Source organism: Paenibacillus sp. Soil750, from assembly GCF_001428045.1.
GTDB classification, from domain to species: Bacteria; Bacillota; Bacilli; order Paenibacillales; family NBRC-103111; genus Paenibacillus_E; species Paenibacillus_E allorhizoplanae.
On sequence record NZ_LMSD01000040.1, the window covers coordinates 365,563 to 385,571 of the forward strand.

Here is a 20,009-nt window from a genome sequence, read left to right on the forward strand (position 1 = left end):
GTCTATCCCTCCTTGCGTTCCATATGTAAAGTATCGCGAAGCATATGCGCCATTTCGTCTGGTTCAATGCCTAATCCGCGCATTTCTTCAATAAATTGATGAACCGCAGCCTGCGCCATTTCGGAACGAATCGATAGGAGCATCGCTGGATCATTCTTGATAAAAGTACCTTGTCCTCGTAACGTTTCCGTCAAACCCACCCGCTCCATCTCTTGGTAAGCCCTCATCACCGTATTAGGATTCACTTGTGATATTTGTGCCCGTTCCTTATGGGACGGAATTTTATCACCTGGCGATAACTCGCCCCTAGCCAATGCTTTCTTAACCTCATCGACCATCTGCAAATAAATCGGTTTCGGGCTATTAAAATTAAGTTGCACCGTCCTACCCTCCTCTTCACCGCAAACCAGTGCACTATTGAACTAGTGCACTATAAGAATATTTCTATCCTTCTGAATTGTCAATCGCTTTTTTGGAACAGGGAGAAAGGGTGGGCGGGGACGTCGACCTTGGGGGAGGGGGAACTAGGGGACGCTATTGGCCGTGAAATACGGGAAAAAGACATCCAAGGGAACGTGCATGTCCTATTTGTTCGAAATACACGAAAAGTGCCGTCCGAGGGAACGTGAGTGCCCTATTTGTTCGAAAAATACGAAAAACAACATCTGAGGGAACGTGAGTACCCTATTTGTTCGAAAATACAGGAAAAACATCAAAATTCGCGCACTTAGCGCACTCTCGTTCCTCTCGATGTAAAAAATAGCCGATTTTGGCGTAATAGCGCATCTAGGTTCCTTTCATCTGGTTGAAACTTCAATTGAACGGGAACTCGGACGGTGGTGGTGGCGGTATGACGTGAGGTCAGCAGGTGGCATTCCAGACGAGATGCTGCTGACGTTGGCGGGATAATGTGGACGTGGTGGATAGAGGGTTATTTATAGGCGTAGAGACAACACGGGTAACGGCAGGGTAGTCGCAGCCATGCGAGCTTGTGGTCCTGCTTGCACTGCAGACTGCTGGTTGGCAGGGCACTTCGGGGGCGGTGAGGCTGTGTGGCGTGTTGGATTGATCACACTTCCTCTCCTCTCCCCTCTCTCAAAAATGCAAAAATACAACCTTTTCCACTAGTTTAGGGTGGAAAATAAGTAAATGCGTGCAAATAGGCAACCTTTTTAACGAATTTCATGATAATCTCCTGAAATCGCTCAAAATGGATGCCTTTTTGCATCAATTTCAAATAACGGAGGAGAAACTCATTCAAAAAGTGCTCTTTTGCATTTTTGACAGGGAGAGGGGACTTGAAGGCCCTCATATTGAGAGTTGGCGGAGAGGTTACCATTAAACTGATAAAAAGCCGTCCTCACATAAATAATCTACGTGAAGACAGCCTCATAAACATGTAAGATTCGCTCGATTTACTGTGCGGTTCGTTGCGGACGCTGTCCACCACCTTGTGGTGGCATGCCGCCTCCACCTCCGCCTTGTCTGCCACCGCCAGGACCACCCATCATCCCGCTTCTAGCTTCGGTTACGCCTGTTTCGGACAACCACGTGATCAGTGTCGCCGCCTTGAAGTCGACAACTTTCGTCCCACTTTGGTACGTGCCACCTTCGAACAAGCCTTTCGTAGCGGTGCCTGTTGAAGATCCACCCGAGCTAAGTGTGTACGAAGCGTCCTGCTTCAGGTTCGGTGAGCTGACGAACACCGACTGGTAGTTCTTCGCTGGTGCAAAGGTAATAATGGTGTTACCTGCGCTATCTTCGAGATGAACCAGCGCACCCGCTTGCTGTGTCTTGGTGTACGTCATCAGGACGCCGGCTTGCGTCGACTTGTCGGACGTGGCTTGCACCATGCCGGAGCTTCCCGCGGCAACAAGGAAACCACCAGTCATGACGAATGTGCCGTCATAGTCGAGTGAGCCGTTGTTGTTCTCGATCGGCCCGTTGACCACCACCGTACCGCCGCTCATCGTAATGGAGCCGTTCGAGTCCAACCCGTCGCCCTTCGAGTCGACGGATAAGAAGCCGCCGGTAATCGTCAGCATATTGTTCGAATTCGCGCCGGATGCGCCCGGTGCGCCTCCTGGTGCACCGCCAGTCCCGCCAGCAGGTGCTGCCCCAGCCTGGCCAGCACCAGCGCCTGCTCCTGCTCCGCCAGTCGCCGCTCCCGGAGCGCCACCGCCCTCAGCGGACTCAGCGTCGCCGCTGGAGATGTTCACACCGTCGTCCGTAGAGACGACATTGGTTTTACCACCCGAGATCAGAACCGCAGGCGCCTCGATCCCTTCATTGCTTTGCGTGATATCGATCGTACCACCTGCGATAGCAAGTGATACCTCGGCGTGAATACCATCGTCGCCAGCATTAAGGTGAAGATCTCCACCGCTCACATCAAGACCTCCGCTGCTGTGCAACGCATCCTCGCCGGATTTGATTGTGAAGGTTCCACCAGTCAGGCTGATATACCCTTCCTCACCCTCTTTATCGTTTGAAGTTTTAATGCCATGTCCACCTGCATCAATCGTCAAGGTACCTGCTTGGACAGCGACTAAGTCACGCCCCATCACGCCATCATCAGCAGCTTTAATATCCAGTGTGCCTCCCGTGATTTTCAACTTATCCTTGCTAGTAATCCCATTGTTGTAGTTCCCTTTCACGACAAGCTTTCCTGTTCCATTAATCGTCAGATCGTCTTTGCTGAAGATCGCCGAATTAGGCTCGTCTGTCGTAGCGTCCGGGTACACATACTTCGTTCCATCAGAAACGATGTTCTCTGTTCCTTCTTGTAAGGAGATGATCGCCTTACCCGCTTCTTCGACGAAGATCGCGGAAGACGTGCTGTTCGAAATCTCCACGCCGTTCAAAACTAAACGAACTACGCCTTTATCCTTCACATTCACCATTATTTGACCATCTGTCAATTTCCCACTCACGACATAAGTTCCGGCCTTCGTAATTGCAATCTTACCATCCTTCGCCGCTACCCCTTCACCCTCGATCGTTACACTAGTCCCCGTTAACGAGATCTTCGTCGGATTCGCAGAAGCCCAATCTGTATAAGCATCTTCCGCCGCATACTCCACCTTCTGGATGATATCTGTGGACGTTGCTTTTGCAGTTGAAGCCGTCGTTCCAGCCGTTGTTACTGCTGGTGTAGCCTCCGTAGAAGTCGAAGCGATATCCGTCGTTTCATTGCATGCTGCTAACACAACAGCGCATAATAGTAGAATACCTGCGCCTTTCATATTCAAAGGTTTTTTCATAGAAATCTCTTCCTCTCTGTTTGTAAAATGATTTAAAATTCAGCCGCTGTAGGGCTCATCGTTAATGTGATATCTAAGTTCCCATTTCTGCATCTAATGGCGTCTAGGAACTCTTTTTGACTCGTCAAATGATCAATCGTCACGACGTAAACTAACTCATATAAGCTGCCTAACTCGGTTGTACGCACTTTTTTCAACTCATAGGCAATGTCGAACATCTTGAACACTTCAGCAAACGCTTCTTCATACCCCAGACTCTCGGGAATCGTCACCTTCAATAGCTTCTGTGCAGCCTTCTTCGCACCAAAATTGGTGACTTTCAGGACAAACATCAAGACACACAGTACAAGCGTGAAAAGTACTGCGTAACCAAACGAACCAACACCGCAGGCAAGCCCTGCCGCCATTGTGAACAAGACGAAGGAAATGTCCTTTGGATCTCCAGGAGCGCTTCGGAATCGAATGATGGAGAAGGCCCCTGCAAGGCTGAACGCTCTAGCGATGTTACTGCCGATTAATAAAATAATAATGGCTACAATTACTGGCAGAACAATCATGGTTAACGTGAAGCTTTGTGTGTAGTTCGTTTGTGTTTTCATATAAGTGAAGCTGATCATAGCACCTAGTACAATTGCAATAAGTATGGTTAATAAAGCATTCATTAGCGTTAATTCTGTGCCTGCTGTGACTTCTGCAAAAATTGAATCGATCATAATTGAATCCTCTCCCCCGTTAGCTGTTCATTTCGCATTTTCTTATATTCGTTGCCGTACTTCGAGAAGCTCGTTCGAAACATGTCATGCTCCGAAAGCATCTTCGACAACCAGAGCGGGATCGTTTTCTCCGCCTTCACTTCCATAAGCCATTGCCCGCGGCCCATCAGTTGCTCGCCATGATCGCCACTTTCGAGCTTGAGATCATACCGTCTGGAACGGATATTCGTGTCAAAGGTGATCCGCAAATCTCGGTTATTTTTACAAAACATCGCAATCCGGTCATACGCCAGATATACCTTCGGCTCCAAATCATAACGCTGTAGGAAATATTTGATTTCTTGAATGACTTGCTTGTTCATATAGTCCTTGAATTCAGGCTCTACCTTGGTTCGTACAAAGTCATATGACTCGTTCAGCTTCAGAGCTGTTCTTCTTTTATTCACCAGGCCGAACACTTTTTTCTTCAGCTCTAGATACACCTTCGCATCTGCGTTTGGAACCCCGTAAGCTCTTATTCGCAGCTTCTCTCGGTATTTTGGCTTCGCCAGCGAATTTCGAATTAATGAATCATGCTCGGTATCGAAGTAGATATTACTGATCGAATAGAATTGTTCATTCTTGTTGTAGGCGTCCATTTCCATATATTCGAGCAGTCGATTATAGATCGTGTAAAAGGCTTTCGTATCCATTAGATACTTATTTTCATACCGATTAAATACTTCAATCGCCATTGTGATGCGCCTCCTTCTTGTTTCACCTTGCGTGTTGCTCGCTGTTCCATGACTGTATCTTAGCCCTCGAACCTTTAGTGAAACTTAAATGCGAAATGAATTATGTTTTTTTCGTAAATCCGCACTTGTGGTGCTACTATTAAGGTTGATTAAAGGTTCACAGGCCTATAATGAAGCCATGCCATTCGAAGCATCTTGAGGCACTAAGGGGGAAACGACCATGAGAATTCTAATCGTGGAAGATGAAGTACATTTAGCTGAAGCGTTAACTCAAATTTTAAAAAAACACCATTACTCCGTTGACGTTGTTCACGATGGACAGTCCGGGCTGGATAATGCGTTAAGTGGTATATATGATCTTCTGTTACTCGACATCATGCTGCCTGAAATGGACGGAATCACGATTCTCAAGACACTGCGTACCAAGGGAATTTCAACACCTGTAATTCTACTTACGGCAAAAGGAGAAATTTCAGATAAAATCGCGGGATTGGATTACGGTGCTGACGATTATGTGTCCAAACCGTTCTCAACAGAAGAACTGTTGGCTCGGATACGCGCGGCGTTAAGACGCAAGGGCGAGGTTGTGCCAGAGGATGCCTTGAAGTTTGGGGACATCGAATTGCATACAGGGAATCTCAAATTGACATGCAAGGGGAAGGAACTCAAGCTGATTCTAAAAGAAAGTGAGCTCCTGGAGCTGTTAATGACGAGAAAGCAGGCCGTAACATCGAAGGAACAGATCATCGAGAAGCTATGGGGCTTCGATTCCGAGGTGGAACATAACAACGTGGAAGTGTATATCTCTTTTTTACGCAAAAAATTGACTTTCTTACACGCGGCTGTCCGTATCTCGACCCTTAGAGGCGTCGGATATGTGCTGGAGGAGGTGACCTCCTGATGTTTAACAAGCTGCGCAACCGATTTCTCATCGTGAATCTAGTCATCATATCCTGTATCATGCTCTTGTCTTTCGCTACGATTTATTTCATCACATATGGGAATGTAAAGGCCGACATCGATATGGAACTGCATCGCGTTGCGGAATTCAATCTCAAGCCTGATGGGAAAAAGGGGAGTCCGAAGGGTGGACCTGATGGCGGGCATCACCCGCAAGAACCTCAGGGTTACAATGATTCACCACCCGAACGATCGGTTTCCTTCATGCTGCAAGCAGATGCCCAGTGGAACATCACAGCAACGAACTCCCGTTTTGACATGGACACAGCGTTCTACGAAACGGCCATTAAGGAAGCCTCCGCCAACAGGTCGGATATCGGCCAGTTCACGCTGGGTGGCAACCAATGGGCGTATATGGTGCAAAAGAATGACACCGGGTATAGCGTCGTTTATCTCGACGTTACGGCTCAGAAGACCATCCTGACGAATCTTGTCTATACCTTTACACTCGTCGGCTTGGTGATGCTGATCGTCATCTTCTTTACGAGCCGCTATTTCGCGAATCGTTCCATCGCGCCAGTCCGCGAAGCCTTCCAGAAACAGAAACAATTCATTGCGGATGCATCTCACGAGTTGAAAACACCGTTAGCCGTCATCAATACCAATGCGGATGTTCTCCTAGCGAATAGCGAGGATACCATCGATAGCCAATCAAAGTGGCTGCATCGCATCAAATCGGAGACGGAACGCATGAAGACGCTCACCAACGATCTCCTCTATCTCACGGAAATGGATGATACTAGAGCGGGAATCTTGTACAGCGAATTTAACGTGAGTGAATCTGTGGAAAGTGTTCTTCTCACGATGGAAGCCGTCGTGTTCGAGAAAGATATTACGCTGGATTACGAGATTCAGCCCGACTTAACCCTGCACGGCAATAGCGAGCAAATCAAGCAAGTTGTCATGATTCTTATGGACAATGCGATCAAATACACGCCACCGAAGGGTGCTATTACGCTCTCCTTCAAGAAGCATCATAGCGATACGCTTCTCACCGTGACCAATACCGGCGAGGGTATCTCGCCTGAGCATGTGGAGCGGATCTTCGACCGCTTCTACCGCGCGGATCCATCGCGCTCGCGCAAGCATGGCGGTTACGGGCTTGGATTAGCCATCGCCAAGTCCATTGTGGAGCAGCATAAGGGGAAGATTCATGCGAAAAGTGTACAGCACGAGGCAACGTCGTTTTATGTGCAGCTCCCTTCATAGATAGACTTGCCGATCATATCGGCAAGTCTTTTTTGGTGTTTACTTTTTGATAACCACCCTCCCTATGATGAGCTGCGTCCTGCCTCATTTTTTGAATCCCATTTTATTCTCGTATTTACATGTCGTGCCCGTTGTGTAGAATGGATACACAAGGAACATGCTCATGATTGGTGAATGAGGTACGCAAAATGCCACCGGAAAGGAAGGAACTTTTCCTATGAATATTCTAATTATTGAAGACGATTCCAGCATTCAAATGCTGCTCAAATTAAGCCTTGAAGTAGAGGGGTTTCATCCTGTTGTAGCTGGCACTGTCGCTGCTAGTCTTGAGATACTCGCCTCAGAGCCTATCGATTTCATCTTGCTGGATCTGATGCTGCCTGATCAGTCAGGCTTTGAGCTCCTGAAGACACTCCAGCAAATCCATAAAGAAATACCCGTAATTGTACTGACAGCCAAAAATGAAATGAATGATAAAATACTAGGCTTTCAGCTCGGAGCCGACGATTATTTAACCAAACCCTTTGAGACACGAGAACTTATTATGCGAATTCGCGCTGTCATGCGTCGTGTCACATCGGATGCAACCGTACAAGCTGCTGACGTCCTTCAAGTTGGCATCATCGAAATTGATAGAAATGAGCGATCCTTCAAGCTGGCTGGCAAACCTATTAAAACGACAAGCAAAGAGTTCGATTTCCTCTGGCTGCTGTGCAAAAATCCTAAGAAAGTTTTTACCCGCGAGCACATTCTGGACCAGGTATGGGGATTTGAATATTACGGACAGACGCGGTCTGTTGATATGATGGTCAATCGTTTGCGGGAAAAAATCAAACCCTACGATCACGTGCTCGCCACAGTTCATGGTACGGGCTATAAACTGGAGGTTTAAGCCATGAAGCTTCGCAACAAACTGTTCATCCAGCACTCTATAACGATCATTATGCTGCTTGCCTCGATGTATGTTGTTGTGAATTATACACTGAGTAAAAGCATGATCGAGCGGGATACCCAAACCTTGGCCCAGTACTATGGTCTGCACCGCATTGAAGCTTTAAAAATCGTTAATGATAAGAAAATTAGTATTGAACAACTCTTTTCTGGGACTTATGCTCCGCTAATTGCCTCCCACCTTGCGGCTAACAGCAACTTCCAAGTACAGCTATTTGATCCGGAGGGTACCATTATCGGCGATAGCGGCAACAAAGAAGACTTGATGAAACGAAGCGATATTGACGCTGCATTAGCTGGACAATCGGCAACTGTCATTACCGAAGGTGAGAACAACAAAATTCTTATTTATGCCTCTCCTTTCACCTATGAGGGGAAAATTGTAGGCGGATTTCGCTACTTGCTAGATCTGAATAAGCACGAAGAAACGCTATCTGAGATGCGCTCTTGGTTTATTGGTGTTGCGCTCGGCTGCTTACTCATCGCGTTGCTAGCAAGCTACTCCTTCTCCTTCTTTATCATGAGACCCCTGCACGCACTCCAACAGGCGCTAAAGCAAGTAACCGTTGGTGATTTCAGCCGAAAGATTGTTGTCACCAGTCAAGACGAAGTGCGGGAACTGGCCGATGACTTCAATCAAATGTCAGAAGCGCTCCAAGAACATATCGAGCTTCTTCAGTATGAACAAAGCAAACAGAAGAAATTTTATGATAATGTGACACACGAGCTCAAAACACCGCTAACCTCTATCATTGGCTTTTCTGATCTGATTGACAAAATGGAGCGTGTCGAAGATATTCGAACCTGCAATGTCTACATCCGCAAGGAAAGCACACGTCTGTTACAAATGGTTGAAGAGCTGCTACAAACATCGCTCAAAGGCGATGAAGCTTGGCGCGTACAGCTTGAGCGCGCAGATCTGGCGGCAATCCTAACGGATAGCCTGCGAATTCTTGAACCTACCTTGCATAAATCATCCATTACGACGACGCTGGAGGTCGAGCCGTGCGAGGTCTATGTGGATCCCAAGCGCACGCAGCAGGTGCTGTTCAACGTCATTGAAAATGCGATCAAGCACAGTGAATGCACACATCTGAATATTCGACTAGAGCAGCTAGAATATTATTGCCACGTCCATATCTCAGATAACGGCAAAGGTCTAAGCGAGCAAGATACTGCCGCATTGTTCCTAGCTTCTTCTGAGCACAATCAGAAGCGTCCCATTTCGACGCATTCCCATGGGCTTGGATTACTGCTCTGCAAACAATTAATGGAGCTGCAAGGCGGTAACATCACCGTACATAGCCGTGAGAAAATTGGCACTGAAGTCATTTTGATGTTCCAAACCGAACCCACCCTCACGCAAGGCTTGTTACAAAATTGATACAAATCGATGATTTTTCTGAGATAAAAGGAGAGTAATCTACATGCAAGAGGAGAAGAAAGGGCTTTCATGGTTGCGTCTCATCTTACTACAAATCGTAATTGGTTGTACGTTAATCGGCATTTTTGCCTATGTGTTTCGTATCGGCGTCGATGAAGTTCGTATCGTCCCTAAGGAAGCAAACAGCCGTGATATGTTCGACGGTGTTCCTATGCGCATGAACGTGACGTATCCTGGCGTTGGCACCATTTCCATTGATGATCCGAAAGAGCTTATTGCGTGGAAAGCATCGTTTACCCGCATATTAAACGGGGGAAAGCCGCAAACGCGTGCAAACGCTTCACGTTTGCTGTTAACGGGCTCCATTGCCTATCTGGATCAGGAGGATATCCCCTTCCAAATCGGTACTAGCGGCTTTCGCTTCGGAACAGATTCGGTCAATTCACTGGAAATAAGCGCTGAAATTCGGAAGCTGCAGAATATGCTCATCGACAAGACGCTCACTGCGGATACAGTAAGTGGCGTTATTGCAAACAGGAACCATCAAGTATTTCGTTTGCAAGATGGCCTTCTTACAACGCTTTCCGAGGCAGATCGGGCTGCACTTACGACGCAAATGCGAACTGCCGTCAGGCTAATCGATTTCAGTCATTTCGACTTCATGGCTGAACAGCCTAGTAGCCACTATGTCGTGCAATTAACCGACGAAGCCGCGAACGGTAAGCATTGGCTGCATCTCGACCGATATGATAACGCTTACTTCATTGTGTTCGATTTGTTAGATGAAACCAACCATAAAGCCTATTTCAAGTTAAGTGATGCCTCCTAACATATTGAGGGGATGGTTGATGAAATGGCTAGAAAGAAAAGTAATAGTTCCATTATGATCGTGTCGGTCATTGTTGTCGTACTCATAGCAGGATTCTTCCTGTACAAATCCGGCGTTTTTGGCGGGACATCGAAAGGTAAAATTACGGTGTACTCTATCTTCCAAGAAGAAGAAGCCCGCAAGATTTTAGATAAATTCAAAGCAGAAACAGGAATCGACTACGACGTACTTCGTCTGCCAAGCGGTGAGGCCGTGACCCGTGTACAAAATGAGATGGGCAAGCCGCAGGCCGACTTCCTGATGGGCGGTCCCGCTGATTCGCATGAGGTACTGAAAAAAGCCGGTGCGCTTGAAGCCTACATTTCGCCGAATGCCAAGGATATTCCTGACAATATGAAGGACAAAGAAGGCTTCTGGACCGGGTTCTATCTTAATCCTATCGCTATTGGTATCAACGAACAGCGTTGGAAAGAGAAATACGCTGCAGCTCCTTACCCGCAGACCTTCCAAGAGCTGCTAGATCCGAAATTTAAAGGCGAGATCGGAATGTCCGACCCTGCTACTTCGGGTACAGCCTATACAGCTGTAGCTTCCCTTGCGCAAGTATGGGGGAAAGATGAGATGCTGAAGTATGTTGCCAAACTTCTTCCCAATCTTAAAGAAAGACCGAAATCCGGCATTGAGCCGATTCAGAAAGCAGCCAAAGGCGAGTACACGATCGGTATTACGTTCCTTGGCGACCAGTTAAAGATGAAAAATCAAGGCAACCCGATTGTTAGTATCGTCCCTGAAGCCGCAGGCTATGAGGTTGGTGGATTAGCTGTCGTGAAAGGCGGCGCTAACACAGCGGGCGCTAAGAAACTAATGGATTACATGTTAACCAATGAACCTGGACTTCTTTACACCGAGTCTGCATTTGCAAGTTCCGTGAAACCTACTGTACCGATCCCTAAGGGCGGCATTGACATCAAAGCAACGAAATATAACACCACCTACAGCTTGTGGAAAGCTGCCGAACAGCGTAAAGAGCTGCAAGATGCACTAAAAGATCTCAAGTAAAAAGCCTATGTACAGGGCATTGAAGCAATGCTTCTTATGCTGATCAATGCCCTCCTACACAATGAATTTGGAAGGTGGTCGTGAACCCCTTATGATCATAGAAAAAAAGGGTATGGGTTCGTCGATCGGCAGACTGATGAAAGATCCATCATCGCTGATCCTTGTCCTCATCAGTTTCGCTGTTCTCTGTCTCTTCGTCATTTATCCGCTTATTTATGTGATAGCGCTGCCAGGAGCAACGGATTGGACAACTTTTTTCAGTAAAAGCCGGTATGCGAAGGCTCTGCTCAATACGGTTGTCAGCTCCTCCTTATCCGCTCTAACTGCAACGGTCTGCGGCTTTATTTATGCGTATTCCATTCATTACAGCAACATCGTGGGGAAAAAGTTTTTCCGCTTCATCGCCTTCCTCCCGATTCTCGCGCCATCTGTTATGACCGGCCTAGCCTTCCTGCTTTTATTCGGCAGAGGAGGAATGGTCTCACAAACCATGAAAGCATGGTTTAACGTCGAACTGGACTTATACGGATTGCCGGGCCTCTGGATCGTACAAACGATCTCATATTTCCCGCTTGCCTACATGACCATAACAGGCGTCCTTCGCTCCATTTCGCCAAATTTAGAAATTGCTGCACAGAATCTAGGCGCACGCGGCTTCAAGCTTTTTCGTACCATTACGTTTAAATTAGCACTTCCCGGCGTCATTAACGCCTTTCTACTCGTGGCAATCAACTGTTTTGCCGACTTTGGAAATCCCAAGCTAATTGGAGGAAATTACTCCCTCTTGGCTGTTGAAATTTACGGAGAAATCATTAATAACGAGCCTGGGCTCGCCTCCGTCATGGGTCTCATTCTCGTCATTCCTGCCCTCTTGGTATTCGTTATTCAAGGCAGGCTGCTGGCCAAAGGCTCCTACTCAACTATCACTGGAAAGCCTGTTTCTGGACTCAACCGGGTGAAGACTTCCCGCAAGACAGATATCCTGCTTTTCATATTCAACAGCATTATGGCGCTCTTCATCTTGTCCATGTTCGCAATCACGATCCTGTTCGCTTTCACCAAAAACTTTGGACGTGACAACACCTTTACGCTGGATCATATGTTCAAAATCGTGTTTAACCCCTCCAGTCCTGCTGTCATGAACAGCTTAGTCTTATCGCTCATCAGTTCCATTCTGGCTGTTGGCTTCGCCCTTGTGTTGGCCTATGTGGTTGTACGCAAGCCGTTCCCCGGCAAAAAATTGCTGGATTTCACAGCCGTATTGCCAATTGCTCTTCCAGGGACGTTCGTTGGTCTAGCCTTGATCGTCGCTTTCAGCAATGGACCAATTATGCTGCAAGGATCGGCCATTCTCATTATCGTCGCCATGCTGCTCAAGCAGATGCCAGTCGGCTATCGCGGACTCACTGCTTCCTTCAAGCAGGTAGATAAATCGATTGAGGAAGCCGCAACGAATCTTGGTGCAGACAGCCGCCGCACACTAACAACCATCGTATTTCCTATGCTGCAAAAGACCATCGTTGCGAACTTCGTCTATGCCTTTATGAAAAATATGAACACGCTAAGCACCATCGTCTTTCTTATTACGCCCAAATGGGTCGTCGCCGCAGTATCCATCTTCAATTATGCAGAGACCGGCACTTACTACTGGGCAGCAGCTGTTGCCGTCGGTTTGATGGGGACAACACTGGCTACGCTTGGTGTGATGAAGCTCATTTTCCGTTCGAAGGTCAAAATATTCGATTTCTAACTATACGTAACACTGACGTCCTAAGGAGTGAGAATCATGAGTTCACACATATTGTTAGATTTAAAAAATGTAAGTAAGGTGTTTGGCAGCAACCACGTTCTCAAACAGATCAATCTGCAGATTGAACGTGGGAAGTTCATTACATTTCTCGGTCCAAGTGGATGTGGGAAAACGACTTTGTTGCGCTCGATTGCCGGCTTTTATACCATTGATGAGGGTGAAATCAAGATTGATGGTCAGCTCGTCAACGATCTGCCCCCGTACAAACGCGGAACACCAATGGTATTCCAGGAATATGCATTGTTCCCGCACATGACGGTATTCGATAATGTCGCTTACGGGCTAGATATTCAAAAGCGCCCTGAGGCGGAAATACAGGATCGTGTGAAGTCCGCGATGGCGAAAGTGAAACTGACGGGACTTGAGGAGCGGTATCCGCACGAGATGTCCGGGGGGCAACAACAGCGGGTAGCTATGGCCCGGGCCCTCGTCATGAACTCGCCGATCATCCTGCTCGACGAGCCGCTAAGTAATTTGGACGCGAAGCTACGTGAAGAAGTGCGTGTGGAACTGCGCAGCATCCAACAAGAGCTTGGTTTAACCGTCATTTATGTCACCCATGACCAACTGGAAGCCTTATCGATGTCCGATCACATCGTTGTCTTCAACAAAGGCGCGATTGACCAGTACGGCACGCCACATGATATTTATTACAAGCCTCGCACGCCTTACGTCGCCGACTTTATCGGGACAACGAATTTCGTTGATGCCGTTGTAGTTGAATCAGCCAATGGCAAAGCCACTGTGGAATACGGCACGAGTAAACGTACGGCAAGCGTGACGATTGATGAAGCAGTGTCGGCAGGTGAAAAGGTGCTGCTCAGTATTCGTCCTGAGTCCATGCGTATCAATGCTACCAGCGCCAGCGAATTTGTGGTGAGCGGCTTCGTGAAATCTTCCATGTTCCTCGGCGAGAAGGAACGATACTTCATTTTAGATGATGATATGAAAGAATGGATTGTCGATGCATATGATATCGGTTTGACAAGATATCAGGGGAATGTCACGATTAGTGCAGCCGATGATAAAATTCATTTAATTAAACTAAGTTAGTTGGACATATCAAATAGCAGGAGGTTAAAAAGGGAAACTTTGGTTTCCTTTTTTGGCTGTTCAGGAGGGAGTTTCGCCATGTGGAAAAAAGGATTGCTCGTGCTCATAGTCGGTATTGGGGTGTATCTTGGATATCTCGTCTTCGGGGAGAAGAAAAGTAACCAGCCTCTTAAGGTATACGTCATCTTCCAGGAGGATGCAGGGAAAATTCTGCTCGAGACGTTCAAGGAAAAAACGGATCAACCGTATGATATCATCCGGATGTCCAGTGGTGAAGCGAGCTACCACCTGCTGACGCTGGGTAAATCCGGTATTGATATCGTTCTGGGTGGCCCTGCGGATCTGCACGAGCAGCTCAAAAATAAGAACAAATCTCTTCGCTACTCATCTGCCTCCGCTAGCAGCATCCCCACTAAATACAAAGATGCAGATGGTTATTGGACCGGCATTTACATGGGTGCACTGGCCATTGGCGTGAACCAAACTGTCTGGCAGCAAGATCCTCAGCTGGCGGCTCTTCCGCTGCCACAGCGGTACGAGGATCTGCTGCGCCCTGAGCTCAAGGGCAAGATCGAGATTCCCGACCCAGAGACGTCGGGGACAGGCTACACGTTGCTCGCATCGGTTGCCCAGCAGCGCGGGGATAGCGCAGCGATTGATCTCATGCAAGCACTGAAGAAGCAAAGCGCCTCCATGACGTTCGCCGGCAATACGAGCGCACAGCATTTAGCGGAAGGCGAAGTGGCAGCGGCCGTCTCCTTCTTAAGCGACCAGCTGCGTTTCAAAAACTCGGGCTATAACATAAGCTCGTTTATTCCACCACAAGCAGGCTGGGAGATTGGTGCTGTCTCCATCCTGAAAGGAGGCAACAATCCTGCCGCGGCCAAACAGTTTGTTGATTTCATGCTCTCCAAAGAGGTTCAAACCGATTACATGAACACAGCTTTTTCCTTCCCGGTAGCGCCCAATATTCCTGTGAATCCGCTTCTTGCGCCAGTGAAGCTGGAGAATCTCCTTGCCACGTACCGCTTTGATCTAGCTGCTCAGTTGCATGAAAAGCTGCTAAATCAATGGCGGGGAGCGTTGGATTAGTACCCGTCTAGCACTCGTTAAACTCATGTAAAAATTTGTCGTTTCATGTTATCATCATTACGTAACTTTATATGGAAAAGGTGGACGGATGATGAATTACATGGAGACATTGCACCGCCGCAACAAACTGCTTGTGAATATTATTTGGGGAATGCTTGCCCTTGGCATAGCCGTCGATTTCCTGACTGCTGCAGGTATGGATTCGATTATCGTCCTTCTCGTTGTCGGCACATTGACTAGCGGATTGGCAACCATTCTTACCTACAAACGTTGGCTTACCACCTACATCATGTATATCATATCCGCCATTATCACACTACTGACATGGTTACTCATACTGACGGGACCCATCTTCACAACCTATCTCCTTGTCTACGTGAATTTAGCTATTATGACGTTGTATGGCAGCTCACGCGCGATTGCCTTCTCCAGCTTCATGGGTGTTGTTCTAACGGCCTACTTTTTCCTAAGCCCTTATAAAACCGAGATTTTCGGTGACAACGATATGGTAAACATGTACATGTACCTTGCGTTAATCGCTGTGCCTGAAATTACAAAAAGATATCTTCTCTGAGCGGGAGCAAGCCGTCCTGGAGGAAAACAAATCTGTCGATTTGGTTAATCTCGTCTCCTCCTCTCTAGTCTCACTTACACAGTTCAGCTCGAATCTGAGGCAGAATGCGACAGCTACGGGCTCCATTTCTAGAGAAGTCACCTTAGCCTTCGGGGAAATTACCGCAAGCACAGAAACGCAAACATCCAGTATTAGTGATATCAGCGAATCCATTCGACAGATCGAGCAATCCGTCACATCCTTGGCAGACCGCTCAACGGAAATGAGAGATCTATCCGTAAGCTCTGCCCAACTGACCCAGGTGGGGAGTGAAGAAGCAGAGTCCTTAGAGATTCAAGTGAAAAGTGCCCACGAGACCATGGATTCTTCCGTTCAGTTGATGAACGTTCTAGACAGTCAGAACTCGCGGATCAGTGATATAGTTGCGACGATTAAGCATATTTCGACGCAAACGAATTTGCTTGCACTGAACGCCGCTATTGAAGCCGCACGTGCAGGTGAGCACGGTCGTGGATTCGGTATTGTTTCTCACGAAATTCGTAAATTGGCCGAAACCTCGCAGCAATCTACCGAGCAGATCGAGCAGATCCTCGAGGATATTCGCTCGAAAACAACGCAAGCCGCGGCGCAAGTCTTACAGGGGCAGCAATCCGTAGCGAATGGCAGTGATGCCGCGCAGAAAGTTGTACAAGTCATGCATGCACTGGCGACCGATGCGGGTCACCTAGAAAGTCAGTCCGCTCACGTGGAACAATCCGCGGAGGATCTTCACCAACAGTACACGCGAATTACGGATCAGATCGTTACGATTGCTGGTATTACCGAAGAAAACATGGCTTCCATCCAAGAAATGTCCGCAAGCATGACGACACAAGACAGTCGCATTAGCGACATCCTAGAGAGCTTCCTTCAGCTCGATAAGCTCACTTCCGATCTCAACCGGATGACGAAGGGTTAATGTCATTTAAAAAAGTCCACACCTCTGAAGTAGAGGCATGGACTTTTCTTTACTTAGGGTTATGCTCATGTGTGATGGAGCATTTATTCTGTATAAATTGAATCTGATTTTCAAGCCGATTACGCTGCTCTTCCGAGCCTTGGAACTGTTCAAGTTCCTGTATTAAATTGTGCAAATCATCTCCTGCATTCGCGCAATCATAATTGCTTTCTACATTTTCGAGCATATTCCAGCCTCCTCATGTACAATCAGCGTTATTTTCCACCCTTGTTACTGCTCTGGTCCTCTGTACGTGTGGTTGTATTTTTTCTGGATTGTCCTTGCTGTTTGTGACCTGACATGTTGCTCACACTCCTTATGATGTTGGTTTGAGACAGTGCGAGTTTATTATAAGCAATTGATTAAATTTGATACGATCCAAATAAAAAAGCCTTACAAACGATTTGAATCGTTTGTAGGCTAATTAGCAGTGCAACGCTTATTCGACTACCTTTGAAATCTGGCTCAATAACCTGCTAACATCCTCGCGGTCAAAAACACCATCCTGATTCACATCCACTTGTATTTCAGCAGAACTGGTAATTATCCCTACTTCAAAGAATAACTGGATTTTCTGCATATAAATTTAGCCTATTCTTCATTTTGGCGCAAATAAGTGGATTTTCTCATGTTAATTTCCATGAATTTCTCCAATTTGTACGAGTAGAACCAAATTAGCTGTACAAAATCCATCTAAACCTCCGAAAATAGCAATCTCCACGAAATTAGCTGTAGAATATCCATTTAATCAATTCAGAAAGATCACACTGGAACGAGACAGTAAGTGCAGAAGCATTCTGCAATTCATGCCCAAGAGGCTTCCGGTGCCGCGAGCATCAACGCCTCTTGGGTTGCAAAAAAGCCAAAAACATACGGCTGTGAAATGTCCCCTCGCTGCGCAACATGTGCTCTCGTCAGATAAACATCAAACAGACCATCCTAAGTAGGATGGTCTTACTTTGTGAATATTAACGAAGCCCTCTATTCGTGTTGCCCCTGCTCGCTCAAATCCTCTGTCGAGGGAACGTCGCATGCTTGATTGGCCGCTGCTTCAAACTCTGCCTCATTGCTCGATCCCAGCTTATCACCATACTGGTCAAGCCTGCCTGGCTTCCCTGCTGGGCCGTCATTATCCGGCTTATTATTTCTGCCGCTCACATGATCACCTCTTTGCGTTGATGGTTCGATTGCCAGACACGTTGGCCTTGGCATACGCTTTAGTGTGTCTCATTTGGCTCCAAACCATCCTCACGCATCTCAGTTCGCGATTTGTAGCCATTCGGGGTATTCATCCAAGTAGCCGTATTGACTCAACTCTTTTAACGAATTTCGAATGCTGTGTTCGTCCTCTCCCGATTGGCTCGTTAACTCCAGCAAGTCATGCAATTGAATATGCGGGTTCTCTTTGCAAAAGATAAGTAAACCCTTAGCCGCCCATGAGAGTCGGTCATCTTGGAAATCGCCAACCATCCGGCGAAACAGTTTGTGCGGAAGGATTTTAAGATCGACGAGGTCTTGCAGCGCCTTCATCGCCTGCTTATCCGTCATTCTCCCAAGAATGGCAATCTCCGATATCACAGGGAAATTGGACTCAGAGCCAAAGCTTTTCAGAATAATGTAGACCATTTGAGAACACAAATCTAGACCTGGTTGACGGAAAATATCATCCGACAGTGTAAAATTACGTGTACCCTCACTTACTTGTCCGTTAGACATTTCGATGTCCTCCTTTTCATTATGATCGGAGTTCACCCCACCCATTCAATCCTACATAAGCTTGCCGGCATTGCGACCAGCTTGCCGAAATATATCTTCTAAACTGAAGCTCTTCTGTCTGTTGGAAACCGGGACGTCCACAGGTTCCTGGTGTTCCATGGGTGCGGTAAAGAAATAATCATCCTCTACGAATGATTCGATAGTCTGATTTGGATCCTCTTCGCCTACCAACGTAGCCAGCGATTGTTCGTGAAGGATATGCTTTGTCAAAATCTCCATAATGCCATGACTAAACATGCCTTCAGCTTTTAACTGGTTCATATACGCAATGACCTCTGGCGGTGTTTCTGTCGGAATGTATAGTGTCACATCCTTACCCGGACTCACCAAAACAGTCGATCTCCGTTTCTTCAATCCGCTCCGCTCCCAGCCTCAGTTTCCTTCTGGGTTTCCATGCTTGCCGCTACTTCATTATTCGTTTGTTTCAAGGCATGCTCCAGCAAAAAGAAAGTACCGCGTACATTACGGAATTGACTGTACTCTGATTTATCAAATCGAATCGGCAAGCCTAATTCGGCATTTAATTTCTCGATCCAAGGTTGCAGAACGATCGCCCCGCCACCGATAAACCAGAACTCATTCGCATAACGAACATGTTTCCAGGAGTTACGGGCGTACTTTAATACTTTTTCGGCTAGGATACGCATGTGACGGTTTACGAGATTCGTCATGTCAAAAGCCACTTTACCTTCAGCGTAAATTTCATATTCCTTATTGACTAGCATGATCGTCAGTTCCGCCGTGCTTGAGATTAGCTCTTCTCCTTGGGCGTTGATTTCATTACGAATGCTTTCCAACGCATCGTTTAAGTAAATTTTAGCTCCCGTTGAATGCCGTTGATCCAGATCAAGCCCCGGTCTGAAGAAGGCAATATCCATATCGACACCGCCAACATCCGCAATCCCGAAGCCTTTATGTGATAGCTGTGATTTGGTTGTAGCCTCCATATCATAAACACCTGACACATCGTCAATGCTGATATCCGATGGCAACGTAAACTCCATTTCTACCGTTACGCCTTTAAACATAGGTGTCGTAACAAACGTAATAGAATGAACACCGCCTGTTATCTTCTGTGCAAATTCTTCGCTAAACTTCGTAATTTCTCTTATGGGCAGACCTGTTCCTAAGTGCACCGTAGCCTTAATGCGATTCTTACCGCGTTTAATCGCATCCTCATGCTTCGTGGCAATGGCATATGCCGCAGCCGTTAGAAGTGTAACCATGGTTTCAGGCCGCTGAGCCTTCTTTTGCACCGCTTTATCTCCTACAATTTCATGCACAATTCCTTCGTCACCAATAGCCAAGTTTCCAACGTAGACATGACGATATTGCTCTGTATCAATCGCTGGCGATGTAATTTGCACATCTAAGAAATCCAAGGGATCTCCTTGTTCCATCAGCAAAAAGCGCTCCCCAAAAGGTTGTGCGACAACATTCGGGAAAATAAAGCTGTTGTTCAAATCGTCATATATGCCTTTAATATGACTGCTGCCGTTATCAATGGATAAGTGAATAGTTGTGGTAAGAATATCATGTTTAGCCATGTCTATTTCCTCTCCCAACCTTAATAGATACTATAAATAGATTCGGTTAATAGAGAGG

General features: G+C 46.9%; 20 protein-coding genes and 1 pseudogene. 11 read left to right on the forward strand and 10 right to left on the reverse strand.

The genetic code is table 11. From position 1 onward, the window contains the following. Window positions 1-2: 2 nt before the first annotated feature. The 4 genes from ASL11_RS29025 to ASL11_RS29045 all read right to left on the reverse strand — a co-directional run bounded on the left by ASL11_RS29025 (window position 3) and on the right by ASL11_RS29045 (window position 4,710). Window positions 3-380, reverse strand: coding sequence for a GntR family transcriptional regulator (locus tag ASL11_RS29025; RefSeq protein WP_063795713.1), 378 nt, complete (start codon window positions 378-380; stop codon window positions 3-5). A gap of 1,035 nt (window positions 381-1,415) precedes the next feature. Next, window positions 1,416-3,263 (reverse strand): carbohydrate-binding domain-containing protein, encoded by a 1,848-nt coding sequence (locus ASL11_RS29035; RefSeq protein WP_056622504.1) that lies wholly within the window; start codon window positions 3,261-3,263, stop codon window positions 1,416-1,418. A 32-nt stretch (window positions 3,264-3,295) separates the two neighbouring features. Continuing rightward, window positions 3,296-3,976, reverse strand: coding sequence for a DUF4956 domain-containing protein (locus ASL11_RS29040; protein WP_056622506.1), 681 nt, complete (start codon window positions 3,974-3,976; stop codon window positions 3,296-3,298). Next, window positions 3,973-4,710 (reverse strand): polyphosphate polymerase domain-containing protein, encoded by a 738-nt coding sequence (locus ASL11_RS29045; protein WP_056622508.1) that lies wholly within the window; start codon window positions 4,708-4,710, stop codon window positions 3,973-3,975. The genes ASL11_RS29040 and ASL11_RS29045 overlap by 4 nt, the downstream gene beginning before the upstream one ends. A gap of 220 nt (window positions 4,711-4,930) precedes the next feature. On the opposite strand from ASL11_RS29045, the gene ASL11_RS29050 reads away from it, so the two are divergent. From ASL11_RS29050 to ASL11_RS37730, 11 genes are all read left to right on the forward strand, one after another. Next, window positions 4,931-5,611 carry a response regulator transcription factor gene (locus tag ASL11_RS29050; RefSeq protein WP_056622509.1) on the forward strand — a complete coding sequence of 227 codons (681 nt, stop codon included), beginning with the start codon at window positions 4,931-4,933 and terminating at the stop codon, window positions 5,609-5,611. Further along, entirely contained in the window at window positions 5,611-6,879 is a 1,269-nt protein-coding gene (locus ASL11_RS29055) for a sensor histidine kinase (protein ID WP_056622511.1), read from the forward strand. Before ASL11_RS29050 ends, ASL11_RS29055 begins: the two co-directional genes overlap by 1 nt. A gap of 217 nt (window positions 6,880-7,096) precedes the next feature. Continuing rightward, a complete protein-coding gene (locus ASL11_RS29060) occupies window positions 7,097-7,771 on the forward strand; it encodes a response regulator transcription factor (RefSeq protein ID WP_056622515.1) in 675 nt (224 codons plus the stop codon). A 3-nt stretch (window positions 7,772-7,774) separates the two neighbouring features. Further along, window positions 7,775-9,214 carry a sensor histidine kinase gene (locus ASL11_RS29065; RefSeq protein WP_056622517.1) on the forward strand — a complete coding sequence of 480 codons (1,440 nt, stop codon included), beginning with the start codon at window positions 7,775-7,777 and terminating at the stop codon, window positions 9,212-9,214. Window positions 9,215-9,257: 43 nt separating this feature from the next. Next, window positions 9,258-10,043, forward strand: coding sequence for a DUF3919 family protein (locus ASL11_RS29070; RefSeq protein ID WP_056622518.1), 786 nt, complete (start codon window positions 9,258-9,260; stop codon window positions 10,041-10,043). 24 nt (window positions 10,044-10,067) lie between these two features. Continuing rightward, window positions 10,068-11,102, forward strand: coding sequence for an ABC transporter substrate-binding protein (locus ASL11_RS29075; protein WP_056622519.1), 1,035 nt, complete (start codon window positions 10,068-10,070; stop codon window positions 11,100-11,102). Between the two features lie 91 nt (window positions 11,103-11,193). Beyond that, window positions 11,194-12,852 (forward strand): ABC transporter permease, encoded by a 1,659-nt coding sequence (locus ASL11_RS29080; RefSeq protein WP_056622522.1) that lies wholly within the window; start codon window positions 11,194-11,196, stop codon window positions 12,850-12,852. A 36-nt stretch (window positions 12,853-12,888) separates the two neighbouring features. Beyond that, on the forward strand, window positions 12,889-13,965 hold the full coding sequence (locus tag ASL11_RS29085; protein WP_056622524.1) for an ABC transporter ATP-binding protein: 1,077 nt from the start codon (window positions 12,889-12,891) through the stop codon (window positions 13,963-13,965). Window positions 13,966-14,043: 78 nt separating this feature from the next. Continuing rightward, window positions 14,044-15,057: an extracellular solute-binding protein gene (locus ASL11_RS29090; protein ID WP_056622526.1), complete on the forward strand. Its 1,014-nt coding sequence runs from the start codon at window positions 14,044-14,046 to the stop codon at window positions 15,055-15,057. A gap of 88 nt (window positions 15,058-15,145) precedes the next feature. Beyond that, window positions 15,146-15,631, forward strand: coding sequence for a hypothetical protein (locus ASL11_RS37725; RefSeq protein WP_235550608.1), 486 nt, complete (start codon window positions 15,146-15,148; stop codon window positions 15,629-15,631). Between the two features lie 40 nt (window positions 15,632-15,671). Continuing rightward, window positions 15,672-16,589, forward strand: a complete 918-nt coding sequence (locus tag ASL11_RS37730) for a methyl-accepting chemotaxis protein (protein WP_235550609.1) — start codon at window positions 15,672-15,674, stop codon at window positions 16,587-16,589. A 49-nt stretch (window positions 16,590-16,638) separates the two neighbouring features. On the opposite strand, the gene ASL11_RS35500 is transcribed toward ASL11_RS37730, so the two are convergent. The 6 genes and pseudogenes from ASL11_RS35500 to ASL11_RS29110 form a co-directional block, all read right to left on the reverse strand. Beyond that, window positions 16,639-16,815, reverse strand: a complete 177-nt coding sequence (locus tag ASL11_RS35500) for a hypothetical protein (RefSeq protein ID WP_063795714.1) — start codon at window positions 16,813-16,815, stop codon at window positions 16,639-16,641. 620 nt (window positions 16,816-17,435) lie between these two features. Continuing rightward, window positions 17,436-17,543: pseudogene (locus tag ASL11_RS38260) on the reverse strand (TetR/AcrR family transcriptional regulator); the annotation flags it as partial. A gap of 66 nt (window positions 17,544-17,609) precedes the next feature. Next, window positions 17,610-17,786 carry a hypothetical protein gene (locus ASL11_RS37125; protein ID WP_164483578.1) on the reverse strand — a complete coding sequence of 59 codons (177 nt, stop codon included), beginning with the start codon at window positions 17,784-17,786 and terminating at the stop codon, window positions 17,610-17,612. 99 nt (window positions 17,787-17,885) lie between these two features. After that, complete coding sequence (locus ASL11_RS29100) at window positions 17,886-18,344, reverse strand: hypothetical protein (protein WP_056622527.1); 459 nt, start codon at window positions 18,342-18,344, stop codon at window positions 17,886-17,888. 51 nt (window positions 18,345-18,395) lie between these two features. Then, on the reverse strand, window positions 18,396-18,758 hold the full coding sequence (locus ASL11_RS29105) for a hypothetical protein (RefSeq protein WP_056622529.1): 363 nt from the start codon (window positions 18,756-18,758) through the stop codon (window positions 18,396-18,398). Then, window positions 18,755-19,951 carry a ParM/StbA family protein gene (locus tag ASL11_RS29110; protein ID WP_056622531.1) on the reverse strand — a complete coding sequence of 399 codons (1,197 nt, stop codon included), beginning with the start codon at window positions 19,949-19,951 and terminating at the stop codon, window positions 18,755-18,757. Before ASL11_RS29110 ends, ASL11_RS29105 begins: the two co-directional genes overlap by 4 nt. Between the last annotated feature and the right edge of the window lie 58 nt (window positions 19,952-20,009).

Coding starts and splice junctions, on each gene's coding strand:
- ASL11_RS29085 (WP_056622524.1), top strand. CDS start 12,889: ATGAGTTCACACATATTGTTAGATTTAAAAAATGTAAGTAAGGTGTTT.
- ASL11_RS37725 (WP_235550608.1), top strand. CDS start 15,146: ATGATGAATTACATGGAGACATTGCACCGCCGCAACAAACTGCTTGTG.
- ASL11_RS29110 (WP_056622531.1), bottom strand. CDS start 19,951: ATGGCTAAACATGATATTCTTACCACAACTATTCACTTATCCATTGAT.
- ASL11_RS29060 (WP_056622515.1), top strand. CDS start 7,097: ATGAATATTCTAATTATTGAAGACGATTCCAGCATTCAAATGCTGCTC.
- ASL11_RS29065 (WP_056622517.1), top strand. CDS start 7,775: ATGAAGCTTCGCAACAAACTGTTCATCCAGCACTCTATAACGATCATT.
- ASL11_RS29090 (WP_056622526.1), top strand. CDS start 14,044: ATGTGGAAAAAAGGATTGCTCGTGCTCATAGTCGGTATTGGGGTGTAT.
- ASL11_RS29050 (WP_056622509.1), top strand. CDS start 4,931: ATGAGAATTCTAATCGTGGAAGATGAAGTACATTTAGCTGAAGCGTTA.
- ASL11_RS29040 (WP_056622506.1), bottom strand. CDS start 3,976: ATGATCGATTCAATTTTTGCAGAAGTCACAGCAGGCACAGAATTAACG.
- ASL11_RS29055 (WP_056622511.1), top strand. CDS start 5,611: ATGTTTAACAAGCTGCGCAACCGATTTCTCATCGTGAATCTAGTCATC.
- ASL11_RS35500 (WP_063795714.1), bottom strand. CDS start 16,815: ATGCTCGAAAATGTAGAAAGCAATTATGATTGCGCGAATGCAGGAGAT.
- ASL11_RS29100 (WP_056622527.1), bottom strand. CDS start 18,344: ATGTCTAACGGACAAGTAAGTGAGGGTACACGTAATTTTACACTGTCG.
- ASL11_RS29035 (WP_056622504.1), bottom strand. CDS start 3,263: ATGAAAAAACCTTTGAATATGAAAGGCGCAGGTATTCTACTATTATGC.
- ASL11_RS29075 (WP_056622519.1), top strand. CDS start 10,068: ATGGCTAGAAAGAAAAGTAATAGTTCCATTATGATCGTGTCGGTCATT.
- ASL11_RS29045 (WP_056622508.1), bottom strand. CDS start 4,710: ATGGCGATTGAAGTATTTAATCGGTATGAAAATAAGTATCTAATGGAT.
- ASL11_RS29070 (WP_056622518.1), top strand. CDS start 9,258: ATGCAAGAGGAGAAGAAAGGGCTTTCATGGTTGCGTCTCATCTTACTA.
- ASL11_RS29080 (WP_056622522.1), top strand. CDS start 11,194: ATGATCATAGAAAAAAAGGGTATGGGTTCGTCGATCGGCAGACTGATG.